Annotated in this window: 15 protein-coding genes; 2 read left to right on the top strand and 13 right to left on the bottom strand. The window is 65.0% G+C overall.

What is annotated here, in order from left to right:
* Positions 1 to 228 precede the first annotated feature (228 nt).
* The 8 genes from AC1DGP_RS32775 to crcB all read right to left on the bottom strand — a co-directional run bounded on the left by AC1DGP_RS32775 (position 229) and on the right by crcB (position 7,482).
* Positions 229 to 747 (bottom strand): lysozyme inhibitor LprI family protein, encoded by a 519-nt coding sequence (locus tag AC1DGP_RS32775; protein ID WP_441508482.1) that lies wholly within the window; start codon positions 745 to 747, stop codon positions 229 to 231.
* A gap of 48 nt (positions 748 to 795) precedes the next feature.
* Positions 796 to 1,416: a glutathione S-transferase family protein gene (locus AC1DGP_RS32770; RefSeq protein WP_476833109.1), complete on the bottom strand. Its 621-nt coding sequence runs from the start codon at positions 1,414 to 1,416 to the stop codon at positions 796 to 798.
* A gap of 96 nt (positions 1,417 to 1,512) precedes the next feature.
* Positions 1,513 to 3,513: an acetyl-CoA carboxylase biotin carboxylase subunit gene (locus tag AC1DGP_RS32765; RefSeq protein ID WP_476833108.1), complete on the bottom strand. Its 2,001-nt coding sequence runs from the start codon at positions 3,511 to 3,513 to the stop codon at positions 1,513 to 1,515.
* A gap of 120 nt (positions 3,514 to 3,633) precedes the next feature.
* Positions 3,634 to 4,071, bottom strand: coding sequence for a hypothetical protein (locus AC1DGP_RS32760; protein ID WP_441493274.1), 438 nt, complete (start codon positions 4,069 to 4,071; stop codon positions 3,634 to 3,636).
* A gap of 434 nt (positions 4,072 to 4,505) precedes the next feature.
* Complete coding sequence (locus tag AC1DGP_RS32755) at positions 4,506 to 5,186, bottom strand: HAD-IA family hydrolase (RefSeq protein WP_476833107.1); 681 nt, start codon at positions 5,184 to 5,186, stop codon at positions 4,506 to 4,508.
* 55 nt (positions 5,187 to 5,241) lie between these two features.
* Positions 5,242 to 5,730, bottom strand: coding sequence for a hypothetical protein (locus AC1DGP_RS32750; protein ID WP_441508486.1), 489 nt, complete (start codon positions 5,728 to 5,730; stop codon positions 5,242 to 5,244).
* 91 nt (positions 5,731 to 5,821) lie between these two features.
* A complete protein-coding gene (locus AC1DGP_RS32745; RefSeq protein WP_476833106.1) occupies positions 5,822 to 7,102 on the bottom strand; it encodes an RluA family pseudouridine synthase in 1,281 nt (426 codons plus the stop codon).
* Complete coding sequence (crcB, locus tag AC1DGP_RS32740; RefSeq protein ID WP_441508487.1) at positions 7,099 to 7,482, bottom strand: fluoride efflux transporter CrcB; 384 nt, start codon at positions 7,480 to 7,482, stop codon at positions 7,099 to 7,101. Before crcB ends, AC1DGP_RS32745 begins: the two co-directional genes overlap by 4 nt.
* Before the next feature lie 159 nt (positions 7,483 to 7,641).
* Here crcB and AC1DGP_RS32735 point away from each other — a divergent pair, with 159 nt between their 5' ends.
* The gene (locus AC1DGP_RS32735) at positions 7,642 to 8,955 is read left to right on the top strand and encodes a hypothetical protein (RefSeq protein ID WP_476833105.1); all 1,314 of its coding nucleotides are present in this window, start codon (positions 7,642 to 7,644) and stop codon (positions 8,953 to 8,955) included.
* Positions 8,956 to 9,054: 99 nt separating this feature from the next.
* Here the strand turns inward: AC1DGP_RS32735 and AC1DGP_RS32730 are convergent, their stop codons facing one another.
* Together AC1DGP_RS32730 and AC1DGP_RS32725 are read right to left on the bottom strand one after the other, a co-directional pair.
* Positions 9,055 to 10,362 (bottom strand): replication-associated recombination protein A, encoded by a 1,308-nt coding sequence (locus AC1DGP_RS32730; protein WP_476833104.1) that lies wholly within the window; start codon positions 10,360 to 10,362, stop codon positions 9,055 to 9,057.
* The gene (locus tag AC1DGP_RS32725) at positions 10,359 to 11,792 is read right to left on the bottom strand and encodes a DegQ family serine endoprotease (protein ID WP_441493281.1); all 1,434 of its coding nucleotides are present in this window, start codon (positions 11,790 to 11,792) and stop codon (positions 10,359 to 10,361) included. Before AC1DGP_RS32725 ends, AC1DGP_RS32730 begins: the two co-directional genes overlap by 4 nt.
* A gap of 155 nt (positions 11,793 to 11,947) precedes the next feature.
* Between AC1DGP_RS32725 and AC1DGP_RS32720 the strand changes: the two genes are divergently transcribed.
* Positions 11,948 to 12,367: a BLUF domain-containing protein gene (locus AC1DGP_RS32720; protein WP_476833103.1), complete on the top strand. Its 420-nt coding sequence runs from the start codon at positions 11,948 to 11,950 to the stop codon at positions 12,365 to 12,367.
* Positions 12,368 to 12,376: 9 nt separating this feature from the next.
* Here AC1DGP_RS32720 and AC1DGP_RS32715 read toward each other — a convergent pair whose 3' ends face one another.
* The 3 genes from AC1DGP_RS32715 to AC1DGP_RS32705 form a co-directional block, all read right to left on the bottom strand.
* Entirely contained in the window at positions 12,377 to 13,348 is a 972-nt protein-coding gene (locus AC1DGP_RS32715; protein WP_476833102.1) for a tripartite tricarboxylate transporter substrate-binding protein, read from the bottom strand.
* Positions 13,349 to 13,744: 396 nt separating this feature from the next.
* Positions 13,745 to 14,161 (bottom strand): 50S ribosomal protein L17, encoded by a 417-nt coding sequence (rplQ, locus tag AC1DGP_RS32710; RefSeq protein ID WP_113517762.1) that lies wholly within the window; start codon positions 14,159 to 14,161, stop codon positions 13,745 to 13,747.
* Positions 14,162 to 14,273: 112 nt separating this feature from the next.
* Complete coding sequence (locus AC1DGP_RS32705; protein WP_476833101.1) at positions 14,274 to 15,290, bottom strand: DNA-directed RNA polymerase subunit alpha; 1,017 nt, start codon at positions 15,288 to 15,290, stop codon at positions 14,274 to 14,276.
* Positions 15,291 to 15,342 lie beyond the last annotated feature (52 nt).

Genomic DNA, 15,342 nt, shown 5'->3' with positions numbered 1-15,342 from the left:
GAGAGACATCGATTCCAGCATAATGCTCCACGGCTGTTCCTCTCATGATGCTTGAGGCCGATCGCTCGGACCTCGTTTTCAACACCATCATTCTGAGGGACAGCCACCCAAAATGGCTATTCGAAGCGCCGGCCCATTACGGCATCTAGATCATTGCACCGGATGCGATATCCGGTCCGATGATCTAGCCGATGACGAGACGACGCTGCGTTAACGACGCAACGACGCTCAACGGGTAATGCTGGGTGGATTGGAGGGGCGGCGCACCGGATTGCGCTGGCCGACCATTCGCTCGAGCTCGAGCGAACGGCTGGCCACCTCGCGCAACATGCAGCCCGCCTGCATCCCGGCCACGCGGACAGACGGCTGCATGCTCCCATAGAATGCGCATTTCTGCGCAGCATAGCCTTCCCAGGCGACCTGAAGCGCAGCGAACTGGCCCCGCGCGCCGCTTTCGGCATTGCGCATGACCGCCAGACTCGCGAAGGTCAGGCGCTCGCGCCAGACCGCCTCTTCTCGCCTCGCACAATCGGCTTCGGCCGCACGCCGATCGCCTGAAGCCTCTCGTACGCAGGTCACCGCCACCGACCCGATGCAGGAACTGGCAGCCCCACCGCTCTGGCTCAGGCAGGACACCATCTGCGTGCGGTCGGCCGATAGCACCGGATTCGAGGGAGGCGACTGCGCCCAAGCGCCTCCTGCAGCCATTGCCGCCATGCCGAATGCAAGAATTCCCAAGCGGGTCATGGTCACCATCATGTCAAGCTCTGCGGGGAGGGCAAGGCGGCGACACGCTCACGTGATCGGCAGGGGCAGCGCTGGCTTCGCAGCAGGCCGGGCCACCACTGTCTCGTACCAGCGCTGGACATTCGGCCGGGACGCACGCGGCACCGGCATGTTGAGCCAGCGATGCGCGCCCGGCGCAACGGCGATATCGGCCATGCCGAAGCGCGAGCCGGCGAGGTAATCACGTGAAGCCAGATGCGCCTCGAGGATGTCCAGCTTCGCCTCCGTCTTGGCGATGGAGGCCTCGATGACAGCCATGTCACGCTTCTCCGCCGGTGTCCGGATCAGACCGATGAAGGCCGGAGCCATCGCCGGCTGCAATTCGGCAATCATCCAGTCCATCCAGCGATCGGCCTCGGCGCGGCGCGAGGGATCCTCCTCCCAGATCCAGCCCGCCCCATAGCGGGCCGCGAGGTAGCGCACGATGCTGCTGGACTCCCAGATGCAGACATCGCCATCCTCCAGAACGGGGATCATGCCGTTGGGGTTCTTGGCCAGATAGGCCGGCTCGCGGTTGCCGCCGAACGCGCCGCCAAGATCGACCCGTTCAAAACTCTGGCCAACCTCACCGGCCGCCCAGACGGCCTTCTGCACATTGATGGAACTGATCCGTCCCCAGATCGTCAGCATGAAGAGCTCCCCGCCACCCTTTGGCCGGACAGACTTTCCTGCCTGACGCCACGGAAAGCAAATCGTTCTATCTGCAGGCGGTCTGCCGCCTCAAGCTCAGGCGAACTCCATGATCACGGCATCGACCGCGAGCGAATCGCCCTCCTTGGCGAGGATCTTCGCGATGGTGACGTCCTTCTCGGCACGCAGCACGTTCTCCATCTTCATCGCTTCGACCATGCAGAGCGCCTCGCCGGCCTTGACTTCCTGGCCGACCTTCACGGACACGGTCTTGACCAGCCCCGGCATCGGGCAGAGCAGGAATTTTCCGGTATCGGCCGCAACCTTCTMCGGCATCAGGGCGGCAAGCTCGGCCTCGCGCGGCGTATAGACATGGGCGCTGGCATAGGCTCCGGCATGGCCAAGCGATACGCCGTTGAGGATCGCCCTCACCTGCGCCGCAATCGAGACACCATCGAGCGTGCCGCGCCAGACCGGTTCACCCGGCCGCCATTCGGAGGCGACCGCCAATGAACGGTCGCCGAAGCTGACGAGGATCGTCTCGCCCTGCTCCGCCACGATGCCCTCGAAGCGCTCACCGCCGAGCGTCACGATGCGGGTGCGTTCGAACTCGACCTTGCGCCATCCCTCCATCTGGGCCGAGACATGTCGCTTGCGCTGGTTGAGACGGTGGTCGCAGGCGATCGCGATAGCGGCCATGCGCAGCGCTATCTCTCCCTTCGGCTGCGGCAGGGAGAAGCCTTCCGGAAACTCCTCGGCGATGAAGCCCGTCGACAAGTGTCCGGCGATCCAGCGCGGATGCTGCATCAGCGCCGAGACGAACGGGATGTTATGGCGGATGCCCTCGATGGCAAAACCGTCGAGAGCACGGGCCTGCGCTTTGATCGCCGCCTCGCGCGTCGGCGCGTGGGTCACGAGTTTTGCGATCATCGGGTCGTAATAGATCGAGATCTCGCCGCCTTCGAAGACACCGGTGTCATTGCGGACGGTCGCCTCGCCATCCGGACCTTCGGCCGGTGGGCGATAGGTCACCAGCCGCCCCGTCGAAGGCAGGAAATTGCGGGTCGGGTCCTCCGCATAGACGCGGGATTCGACAGCCCAGCCGTTCAGCTTGACATCGGCCTGCGTCAGCCGGAGCTTTTCGCCATAGGCGACACGGATCATTTCCTCGACGAGGTCGATGCCGGTGATCATCTCGGTGACGGGATGCTCGACCTGGAGCCGGGTGTTCATCTCTAGGAAGAAGAAGGAGCGGTCCTGCCCTGCGACGAACTCGACCGTTCCGGCCGAATCATAATTCACCGCCTTGGCGAGGGCCACCGCCTGCTCGCCCATCTTGCGCCGGGTCKCCTCGTCGAGCAGCGGCGACGGCGCCTCCTCGACGACTTTCTGGTTGCGGCGCTGAATCGAGCACTCGCGCTCGCCGAGATAGATGACGTTGCCGTGCTTGTCGCCAAGCACCTGGATCTCGATATGACGCGGGTCGACGATGAACTTCTCGATGAAGACGCGGTCGTCGCCAAATGAGGACGCCGCTTCCGATTTCGCCCGGGCAAAGCCCTCGGCGACTTCCCCGGCCGAATGGGCAATGCGCATGCCCTTGCCGCCGCCGCCGGCAGAGGCCTTGATCATCACGGGATAGCCGATCTCGTCGGCGATCTTCACGGCTTCGGTGGGATCTTCGATGACGCCGAGATGGCCGGGCACGGTCGAGACCTTTGCCGCGGCGGCCGCCTTCTTCGACTCGATCTTGTCACCCATCGCGGCAATCGCGCCGGGATTGGGGCCGATGAAGACGATACCTGCATCCTTGAGCGCCTGGGCGAAGGCCTCGCGCTCGGACAGGAAACCATAGCCGGGATGGACAGCCTCTGCCCCCGTCGCCTTGCAGGCGGCGATGATCCTGTCGATCAGCAGATAGGATTCGGCCGCGGGCGCCGCGCCGACATGGACCGCCTCATCCGCCATCTCGACGTGGAGCGCGTCGCGGTCGGCATCCGAATAGACGGCAACCGTCTTGATGCCCATCCGCCGCGCCGTCTTGATGACACGGCAGGCGATCTCGCCACGGTTCGCGATCAGAATCTTCGTGAACATGGGTGGCGTCTCCCGGCTGTCTGAAAACACTGTGACAGTCGGGGTTTATTGGAGGCCGCAGCCCGCGTCCACTGATGCGAAAGTTCGGGAATGGGCGGCGGGCTGTGCGCGACCGCCTGATCAGTTCGTCCGAAGAACGCGTTCGAGGCGCTGGCCCGGCACCATGAACGTGCTCTTGCGCATGGCGAAGGCGATCAGCATCTCGTCGCAGCGATCCGCCTCGCGCACGATCTCGAAGGCAATGCGTCGCGCCGTTTCGGTCGGGCCGTCGCCAGCAGAGAGCGTCGTCACCAGCCAATGTGCCTTCTCGCGATCGATCACGCCTGTCGGGCGGCTTTCCCAGACAGCGAAGTCGACGACCAGAGTGACCAGGTAATTGGCGAAGGAGGCGCTGGTCGCGACGACCGCGCGATCCAGCGCAATCAGAACATCGATGACATCGCGCGTCATCACGCTATCGACCAAGATTTCGCGCTGAAGCATCTTGGTGTCTTGATCGTCGATCGCGTGCTTTTCCATCACGCGATCGACGAATTCACGGAGCTCATGACCAATCATCGTTCGACTCCTGCCCAGCTTTATTTTGCGCCGGTGCGTTCCTGTTGTGGGAACACCATGACGCGGCACCCGCCAGCAGGTGGTTAACGGCCAAATCTGAACTTCTGTTCAGGTTAAACGGTCCTGATCGGACGTGGTTGCGAGGATGTTACTGAAGTGCCGCCATGCATCGGGTCGCGGTCGAAATCCGGCACCGAATCGGTTTCCGCTCGACGGCACGCCGTCCTGCTCGCCGCGATGACGGAACCTCCGCGCGCCTCTCTTACGGACAGGGCGTTTCGGCTGCACAGTTTGCGGCGATTTCCAGTTCGACCGGGACGTCGGCGCGAAGGAGCGAAGCGGGGACATGGATCAGTCTTCGCGCCGATCCGACGGCGCGAAGAGACTGTGGAACCCGATCGGAGCGGAACGTCGCAGTGCCCTCGCCGCCGCCCTCAGGTCGGCTCAGCCACCGCGAGCCCGTCAATGATGCCCGTCAACTCGGCACAATCGGTGAGGACATGGCGCGCGCCGAGCGCCTGCAGGGATGCCACCGGCTGGAAGCCCCAGGAGACGGCTACCGGCGTGACCCCAGCGGCAACCGCCATCTGGATATCGAAGGAACTGTCGCCGACCATCAGGGTACGTTCCGGTCGCGCGCCGGTTTCCCTCATCGCCTGCAGGATCATGTCGGGATGGGGCTTGGACGGTGCATCATCGGCCGTCTGGATCGTCGCCATGTGCTGACGCCAGCCATAGCGCTCGACGATGTAGTCCGCGCCCCGACGGGACTTGCCGGTCGCGATGCCGAGCACCGTATCGGGCCGCGCAACCAGCGCGTCCAGCATAGCGGCAACGCCCGGGAAGAGCGGCTCGGCGAGGCTTGGATCGGTCTCGGCCTGCCGCCGCATGGCGCCGAAGACCTCCCTATAGGTTTCCGTCAGCTGGTCGTCGGGGCGTTCCAGCCCCGCAAGCTGCATCAGCGCAATATCGAGCGTCAGCCCGACGATGCCGAGCCCCGCCTCGCGGCCTGGATAGACCAGGCCGCAACGCTTGAAGGTCTCGACCTGGGCGCCGAGGATGATGGCGGCTGAATCGATCAGCGTGCCGTCGAGATCGAATATGACGAGGTCCATGCAGGCGCTTTACCGTGGATCGCGACTGCGATCCACTGCACCCGGCGCGGCTCCGTCATGAACGGCTCTCGCGGGCGCAGTCCGCGACCGCCTTGCGCAGGTCCTCGCCATCGAGCCCTTTCGCGCGGCTCTCCTTGCGACATTCGGCACGAGCCGCCAGATCGGGCCGCTTCGCCTTGAAACAGGCGGCCAGCGCGTCGCGCCGCGCAGCGCCGGTCAGGCCACCCTCATCGGCCTCCGTCTTGCAGGCGGTACGCGCCGTCACGGCCGTGGGCTTGCCGTCGCGCGTCAGCCCATCGCGGGCATAGAGTTGGACGCCCGGAAACTTTGCCTGCATGCAATCGCGCATGGCCTGGCGCAAATCGTCGCCACTCAGCGCAATATGTTCGGCGACACAATCCTGCCGCGCCTTGGCGCGCTCGACGCGCGGCACAGGCTCATCCGCCGCTGCAGCAGCAGCTTGCGGGGCGGTTGGTGACTGCGCAGCGGCAGATGTGGCAAGCGAAAGGGTCAGGCCGGCAAGAACGAAGGCGAAACGCGTCATGGGAGCACCTGCGTAAGAGTGACGAGAACAAAATTAGAACATATCTGTTTTTGTTCCGCAAGCGTTCTCTTACGCAAGGTAACACCAACTCCTACTCGTCGGGCGCGTCCACGATCGGGTCATAGCGCTCGTCCTCGAAACCGAGCAGGTTCCAGGACTGGCGCATATGTGGCGGCAGCGGCGCGCTGACATCGATCGTGCCCTTGCCGCGCGGATGCGGCAGCACGATGCGGCGAGCCAGCAGATGCAGCTTGTTCTGGATGCCGCCCGGTAGCTCCCAGTTCTGAATGTTGAAGTATTTGGGATCACCGACGATCGGGTGGCCGATATGGGCCGCATGCGCACGCAACTGATGGGTGCGGCCGGTCACCGGTTTCAGCGAGAGCCAGCCGAGCTTCTGCGCCGCGGTCTCGACCACGGCGTAATAGGTCACGGCATGCATCGCACCGTCGTCGCCATGTTTGGCGACCGCCATCCGCTGATCGCCATCATAGGCTTCCTCGCGGGCGAGATAGGTCGAGATCCGGCCCTGCCGGACGCGCGGGACGCCCGCAACCAGCGCCCAGTAGACCTTGCGGGCCGAGCGCGAACGAAAGGTCTTTGCCAGCGTCGCCGCCGCAAAGCGCGATTTGGCGATGACGAGGCAGCCGGACGTATCCTTGTCGAGCCGGTGCACGAGGCGCGGCTTCTGGCCGTCCTTGCCGGTCAGGGCATCGAGCATGCCGTCGACATGGCGCGTGGTGCCCGAGCCGCCCTGCACGGCCAGGCCGGCAGGCTTGTTGAGGACCATGACATCGTCATCCTCGTAGAGCGTGATCGAGCGCAGGAACTCGACCGTGTCGGAATCGGCCCTGGCCGACCGCGGACGCTCCGCCTGCTGCTCGAGCTTCAGCGGCGGAATGCGCACAGTCTGGCCGGCCTCAAGCCGGTCCTTGCTGTCGGCGCGCTTGCCGTTGACGCGCAGCTCGCCCTTCCGGACGATCCGCTGGATATGGCTGAAGGACAGCTGCGGAAAGCGTGTCTCAAGGAAGCGATCGATCCGCATCTCGTTCTCGTCCGGCGTCACGACGAGTTGCTGAACGCCGGTGGCAAGCACCTCTGCGGTCACGGCCTTGACCTCGGCCCGCGTCGGTCCGGCTGGGCGCTGTGCCCGTTGCACGGGCGACCTGCCAACCGGTGCGCGGCGCGCGACGTCCTCGCCCTCGCCCTCGCCCTCGCCCAGCCTGGCCTGGCCCGAAGCGCGCGCCGGCCGGCGCGCGTCATGGCTTGGCCGCTTCTTCCCGGCACCGGCTGCGGGAGGCCTGCCGCCGCGACCCGTTTGCCCCTTGCCGCCGGAGCCCTTGCTGCCGGAGCCCTTGCCACGTTGCCTCATGATAGCCCCCGGACGAGTGCGAGCCCACCGACCAGCGCTGCCAGAGACAGCGCGACGGAGCCCAGAACATAAATGGTGGCGAAGCCCAGTTGGCCGCGCTCCCAGAGCAGAACGGCCTCAAGCGAGAAGGCCGAGAAAGTCGTGAATCCACCCAGGACGCCCGTGGTCAGGAAGAGGCGCGCCTGTTGCGACCAGCCCTCGCCCGCCCTGAAGGCGAGCCAGCCGACGATCAGCCCCATGATCCCCGAACCGAGAATATTGATGGCCATTGTGCCATAGGGAAAACCCGTCCCCAGCCATTTCAGCGAGGTGTAGTTGACGCCGTGTCGCAGCGCGCCGCCGATGCCGGCGCCCAGGAAGACGAGAAACGTGGATGTCATCGTCCTGCAATAGCCAGCACACCCGACCTGCACAAACGAAATCCGGTCTCAGGCCCCGACAATCACGGGAGTGCGCCCTCTCACGGCGCAATTGACACACCCGGATCCCGTAACGACAGATGACCACTGACAACAATGCCTTGGAGCCGCCCGCCACCGATGACCGCCGTGACAGGCCGCGCTGAGGAGAAGCCCTGCCTGCATCGCACCTGGGCGATCGCAGCCTCGGCCTTGCTTGCCTTGCCGGCCTTCGTAGCACTGACCGGGGAAGCAGTCGCACTCCCGCCGCCCAAGGGCCTGAAACTCGCCCGCCCCCCGAGCCTTGCGCGCAGGTGCACGATCACGCCGACCGAGCTTGAGCCCCTCTTCGGCGGCAAGGCCGATCCCCGCCGGCAAATGGAGGACGAAAGCAGCGATGACGAGGAGGAGGACGATGACGAGGACAGCATCCCTGGCCTGATCCTGCCCGGCTCCGCCACCTGCCTCTCGGTGTCGGGCACCGTCAGCGCTGGCCTGCAGAACGACAGTGTCCGGGCATCGCGCTCCGTTTCCTTGCCGCAGTCGAGCCTGACATCCTTTCCGACAAGCGCGAGTATTCGCATCGCGACGTCGCATGATCTCGCCTCCGGGCTGCGCGTCGGCAGCGCCTTCTCCTTCACCATGCAGAGCCCGACCGACGATGTCGCAGGACTCACTTTCGACGAGGCGACGGTGTTGGTCGAGCCCTGGATTTTCGGCCTGGACACCTCGCGCTTCAGCTTCTGGACGGGCGACGAGTTCATCTTCAGCACGCGGGTGCCAAGTCGGACCGTCGGACTGTTGGCCCTGGAATTGCCCTTGACGGAGACCTGGATCGCGACACTTGCAATGGAAGATCCCGCGTTGGGCACCACCTCGACCCTGCCGGTTGCGGCCGGCCGCATGCCGGATGGCGTGGCACGGCTCGTCTACCAGTCCGGGCCATGGACGTTGCATGGCGCTTTGGCACTTCGCGACATCTCCGGCCGAAACTCCCGCTTGGGACGCGCCGGAATTCTGGGCGTTACCTATGAGGCCGAGATGCTGGGGCGCCCCGGCAGCATCACGGCCCAGGTCGCAGGCGCGGTCGACGCGGCGCCCTATATCGGCTCGCAACTCGACGCCGCCGTCGTTCGGACGGTGCTCCTCGGCAGCGACCCGACCCGCGGCTTCTCGACCGCCCTTGTGATGCGGCGGGAATGGACCGACGAGATCGCGACCAATTTTTACGTCAGCCGCTACCAGCTATCGGTTCCGCTGATCGACCAGGCCAAAGGCAAGATCAGCATCGACCGCGCCGCCGCCAATCTGGTCTGGACACCGGTCGAGGGTCTCAAGGCCGGGATCGAAGCGTCGGTCGCGCAAGCCCGGATATCCCTGACTGGCCGGCAGGTCGCCGCAGGGCTGGCGGGGCGTCTGATCTCGACTCAAGTCTTCATAGAGCGCGCGTTCTGATGCATCGGCCCGCAAAATGGAGCGCGGTTCTCGGAAAGACCGATGCGGACGCAGAAGGTCGGATGATCGCACCCGATACCTGTCCGATGATCCGATCTTCTACCTGCTGCGCTCCGCCCTGAGCTTTTCCCAGTATTCCAGCCGCTTTCGGATCTCGCGCTCGAAGCCACGCTCGGGTGGATCGTAGAACAGCTGCCGGCCGAGCGCATCCGGCCAGTAGTTCTGGCCGGAGAAAGCATCGGGTGCGTCGTGGTCATAGGCGTAGTCAGCGCCGTAGCCCTCTTCCTTCATCAGCTTCGTCGGCGCGTTCAGAATGGTCTTGGGTGGCATCAGCGAGCCGCCCTCCTTGGCCGCGCGCCGCGCCGCCTTGTAGGCGATATAGGCCGCATTCGATTTCGGCGCCGTCGCCAGATAGATCACCGTGTTGGCGAGCGCGAGCTCGCCCTCGGGGGATCCCAGTTGTTCATAGGTCTCGGCCGCGGCGCGGGCATGGACGAGCGCCTGCGGGTCGGCGAGCCCGATATCTTCGACCGCCATGCGCACCAGCCGCCGCGCCAGGAAACGCGGATCCTCGCCGGCATCGAGCATGCGGGCGAAGTAATAGAGAGCCGCATCCGGATCAGAGCCGCGGATCGTCTTATGCAGTGCCGAGATCAGGTTGTAGTGGCCGTCCTGCGCCTTGTCGTAGATTGGTGCGCGACGCTGGATCACCTCGGCGAGACCGGCCTCGTCGAAGATCTCGTCCGGCTTGGCGGCACGCCAGATTTCCTCGGCCAGCGTCAGTGCCGCCCTCCCGTCGCCATCGGCAAAGCGGGCAACCGCCAGCCGCGCCTCCGGCGTCAACGGCAATTCCTTGTTCTCCAGCACCTCGGCCCGGCCGAGCAGAAAGAGCAGCGCGTTCTCGTCGAGGGATTGGAATGTGAGCACCCGCGCCCGCGACAGAAGTGCGGCGTTGAGCGCGAAGGACGGATTCTCGGTTGTGGCACCGACCAGCGTGATCGTGCCGTCCTCCATGACTGGCAGGAACGCATCGAGCTGAGTGCGGTTGAAGCGATGGATCTCGTCGACGAAGAGCAGCGTGCCCTTGCCTCCCAGCCGTCGCCCGCGCGCTGCCTCGAACACCTTCTTGAGGTCCGCGATCCCGGAGAAGATCGCGCTGATCTGCTCGAACCCGAGATCGACCGCACCGGCGAGCAGGCGCGCGACCGTCGTCTTCCCGGTGCCCGGCGGCCCCCAGAAGATCAGGCTGCCAATCGAGCCCGAGGCCAGCAGTCGCGTGAGCGCGCCATCCGGCCCCGTCAGGTGCTCCTGCCCGGTGACCTCGGCCAGCGTCGTCGGCCGCAAACGGTCGGCAAGCGGGCGCGGCCCCGCCTTGTCGAGGCCGGAAGCGGAAAAGAGGTCGCTCACCCCGGGAAGACCGATGTCACGGTCTGTCCGGCACGCGAGATCGTCACCTCCCAGGCGCGCTTGCGCTGACGCAGGGCCGCCTCGACATCGCGCGAGCGCTCCATGCGCTCTCCGTTCAGGGCCAGGATGATGTCGCCCTTCTGGAAACCGACGCGAGCCGCAAGGCTGCCTTCCTCGATGGCACTGACCACGACGCCTTCGGTTCCGGCATCGATCGAAAGCTCCTCGGCAACCGCCGGCGACAGGTTGAGCACCGTCAGCCCCGAAAGCGGCGTGCGGCCCGAAAGCGTCACGGTTTCGCGCGGCCGCGTCTCGGGCGCCGGAACGAGCTTCACCGGAACCACCAGGCGCTTGCCGCCGCGCAGGACGGTCAGAGAGGTCGTACCCCCGATCGGGCGGGTCGCGAAACGATAGCCGAAGGCCTCGGGATCATCGACGGCTACTCCGTCAAGCGCGAGGATGACGTCCGAACGCTTGAGCCCGCCCTCGGCGGCCGGCCCCTTCTCGACCACGCTGGCAACGACCGAGCCGGCCGGGCGGTCGAGCCCAAGCCCGTCGGCGACATCGGCCGTCAGTGCCTGCAGCCTGGCGCCGAACCACGGCCGGCGCACCGAAGCAGCACCCGACTTCGCGCTTTCGACGACGACGCGAACCATCGACGAGGGAATCGCAAAACCGATGCCGTGGCTGCCGCCAGAGCGCGAGAAGATCGCGGTGTTGATGCCGATCAGTCGGCCTTCCATGTCGACCAGCGCGCCGCCGGAGTTGCCGGGATTGATCGCCGCATCGGTCTGGATGAACGACTGCGCATCGGCGACACCGACCTGCGTACGAGCCAGCGCCGAAACGATGCCCTGCGTCACGGTCTGCCCGACGCCGAAGGGATTGCCGATCGCCAGCACAATATCGCCGACCTGGAGCTGGTCGGAATCGGCAAGGTCGATCGCGCTCAGATCCTTGGCGCCGTTCAGCTTCAGCACGGCAAGATCGGTGCGTGGATCGCGCAGGACAATCGTGGCTTCCACCTCGCGCTTGTCCGCAAAGGCGACCTTGACCTCGCTCATGCCCTCGATGACGTGGTTATTGGTCACCACGAGCCCGCTCGCATCGACGATCACGCCTGACCCAAGCGATCGTTGCACGCGTTCGCGCGGGACACCGAACCCGTCATCGCCAAAGAAGCGGCGAAAGAACGGATCGTCCATGAAAGGGTTCTGAGCCCGACGCTCGACACGGGCGCCATAGACATTCACGACCGACCCGGCCGTCTTCTGCACGATCGGCGCAAAGGAAAGCTGAACCTGCTGACGGGTTTCCGGAACCTGCCGCGCCTGCGCAAGCAATGGCAGCGGCGCAAGGCTCGCAAAGAGCATCAAGGCGGCCGGCAAGGCAGTTCTTCCGAAACGGACCGGCATGATCCCGCGCTTCATTCCTGTCTCCACGCTGAAACAAAACACCGCTGGCGGCGTTCCAACTCTTCCAATACGAACCATTCCCGGGAAATCTCTTCGCCCGCGACGCCACTGGCGCCATCCGGATCATCGACCGGGTCAGTCGAGCAAAGATCCGCGAAGGAGCTGGTCCCTTGAGTCTGATACGTCTTGTTTATGCCAGCCGGAGTCGCCTCGTCGAGGCCAATCGCAGGGAGGAGGTTGGCAGGATGATCGCCAGCGCCCAGTGGCTGAACGTACAGAACGAGGTGACGGGATTTCTCCTGGTGACGCCCGGGGCCTTCGCGCAGGTGCTCGAAGGCGAGGCGCATAATGTCGCGGAGACATATGGCCGGATCGTGGTCGATCCACGCCATACCGGGATCCGCCTGCTGGCCGAAGAGCAGATTGCGGCCCGGAGCTTCCAGAACTGGTCGATGGGCCTCGCCGAACATGACGAGACCACGCACTTCATCTTCGGTCTCTACGGTGTCACGCCAGAGGCCGATCTCCAGGTCCAGCCTGCCGACGTGCTGCTGGATCTCGCTGGCGAGCTTGCCCGCCAGCGAGCATAGGGCCAAGCCTCACTTGTCCTGAAGCAGGATCTTGTACTTTTCGATCTCGCCCGGAACCATCGCGCCGACATGGGCAGGCGTGAGTTCGTTCTCGGCTGGCAGCACGGACGAAAGCTCCTTGAATCGAGCTTGCAGGTTCGGACTCGCAAGCGCGGTCCGCAAAGCCTGATTCAGCTTGGTGACGATCGGTTCAGGCAGGCTTTTTGGGCCGAAGAGCGCATTCCAGCCCTGGGCCTCGAAAGCCGGCAGCCCGGCCTCCCTGGAGGTTGGCACATCCGGAAGGCTGTCGAGCCGGCTCGGTGTCGCGACCACGAGCGCCTTGACCTTGGCTCCCTGCACCGCGCCCGAGAGCGAGGTTGCAGCATCGCAGACGCCGTCGATCTGCCCGCCCATCAGGTCGTTCAAAGCCGGTCCTGCGCCCCGATAACTGACGAGCGCAACCTCGACACCAGCCGCCTTGATGAAGTTCCGGCAGATCAGATAATTCGACGAGCCGACACCAGCATGCCCGAGACTGACCTTGCCGGGGTTCTTCTTGGCATAGTCGACGAACTCCATCAGGTTCTTGGCCGGAAAATCGAGCTTGAGCGCGATCATCGGCGATGTCTTGGCGACGAGGCCGATCGGCGCGAAATCGGCCTGGGTGTATTTCAGATCCGGATAGATCGAATAGGACGCAGCATTGGTTCCGCTATTGCCGATGACGATAGTGTAGCCATCGGGATCGGCCTTGGCGGCGCGCGTCAGGGCCGTCGCGCCCCCCGCCCCTGCCATGTTCTCCATGACGATGCGCTGGCCGAGCACCCGCCCCATCTCGTCGCCGACCAGCCGTGCGATCACGTCGGAGGAGCCCCCGGCTGCGAATGGCACGATCATGGTGATCGGCTTGTTGGGATAGCCGTCCTGCGCCAGGGCGGGAGCCGCCAGCGCCAACATCGTCGTCAGCGCCAGCCGCCGCGTGGTCAATAGTCTTGAAATCATCAGTCTCTCCCTCCGGGGCCGCCTCTTGCGGGCGGTTTTCGCTGGAAAGCTTGACCATTGCGCTTTGTGGCGCACAAGCGGCGTTTCGAGCAATAATCTTCGGCATCAGTTGCCGATCCAGCGCCTACTGACGCGAAACGCGATGCCCCGCCTGTCACCGCGACCGCAGCTCTGGGCCTCCCGCGCTTGATGGCCGTCCGCTCCGGGCCGGTCGATGTCATCCGCGCCCCGCGCGAGCCTTCATTTCCACCACCAATGGCGGTCGAGAACCCCGTCGGACTGTGTCCATACGTCATCGCAGAGGCCGACACCCGGGTCGCGCGCCTCCCCGGCCCCTTCGCAAAAGAAAAGGCGACCTTGCGGCCGCCTTTCAAATCTCCGGGGAAGCAGCCTTGCTCAGGCGGCTTCGTCGTCAGCCGTGAAGACCGGGCCGGAATCCTTGCCCTTGGCATCGACATCGCGATCGACGAACTCGATCACGGCGAGCGGGGCGTTGTCGCCGAAGCGGAAGCCGGCCTTCATGATGCGCAGATAGCCGCCATTGCGCTCCTTGTAGCGCGGGCCGAGGACCGCGAAGAGCTTGCCGACGAGTGCGACATCCTTGATCTGGGCGATCGCCTGACGGCGGGCGTGCAGGTCGCCGCGCTTGGCGAGGGTCACCAGCTTCTCGACGACCGGACGCAGGTCCTTGGCCTTCGGCAGCGTGGTGGTGATCTGCTCATGCTTGATCAGGGCCTGGGACATGTTGGCGAACATCGCCTTGCGATGCTCAACCGAGCGGTTGAAACGACGACCGCGGAAACCGTGACGCATTTGGCTCTCCTGTGATTACGGCCGCCGTGCCACGGTACGGCCGTTCATTATGCTCCGGCGCTCACGCACCGTGCGGGAAACAGGCGCGGAGGCAAGCTCCGCGCCGGCGGGATCAGTAATGCTCTTCGAAGCGCTTCGCCAGCTCTTCGATGTTCTCCGGCGGCCAGCCGGTCACGTCCATGCCGAGATGGAGGCCCATGGTCGCGAGCACTTCCTTGATCTCGTTCAGCGACTTGCGGCCGAAGTTCGGGGTACGAAGCATCTCGCCCTCCGACTTCTGGATCAGGTCGCCGATATAGACGATGTTGTCGTTCTTCAGGCAGTTCGCCGAACGCACCGAAAGCTCGAGCTCGTCGACCTTCTTGAGCAGCGCCGGGTTGAAGGGCAGCTGCGGCGCGGTCGAGACGGCCTCTTCCTTGCGCGGCTCCTCGAAGGTGATGAAGACGGCAAGCTGGTCCTGCAGGATGCGGGCGGCGAGCGCCAGCGCGTCCTCGGGAGTGACCGAGCCGTTGGTCTCGATCTGAAGGGTCAGCATGTCGCGGTCGAGATTCTGGCCCTCACGGGTGTTCTCGACGCGATAGGAGACCTTCTTGACCGGCGAGTAGAGGCTGTCGACCGGGATCAGGCCGATCGGTGCATCCTCGGGACGGTTCTGCTCGGACGGGACATAGCCCTTGCCGGTATTGACCGTGAACTCCATGCGGATCTCGGCACCCTCGTCCAGCGTGCAGAGCACGAGCTCGGGGTTCAGGATCGACACGTCGCCGACGGTGTTGATGTCACCGGCGGTGACGGTGCCCGGGCCGGACTTGCGCAGGGTCATGCGCTTGGGGCCCTCGCCCTGCATCTTGACGGCGATCGCCTTGATGTTGAGGACGATGTCGGTGACGTCCTCGCGAACGCCGKGAATCGACGAGAACTCATGCAGCACGCCGTCGATCTGGACGGCGGTGACCGCAGCGCCCTGAAGCGAGGAGAGCAGCACGCGCCGCAGCGCGTTGCCGAGCGTCATGCCGAAGCCGCGCTCGAGCGGACGAGCGATCACGGTAGCATGGCGCTTGGGGTCGTCTCCGACCTTGATTTCGAGCTTGTTCGGCTTGGACAAATCCTGCCAGTTCTTGCTGATCACGACCGCACTCCTGGTGCTTCATCTCTCGGCGGCGACGGGCCGCCCCGTACCG

The organism is Allobosea sp. 05T433, assembly GCF_056396065.1.
The sequence above is the reverse complement of the archived record's forward strand: the minus strand, read 5'-3'. Positions and strand labels throughout refer to the sequence as shown.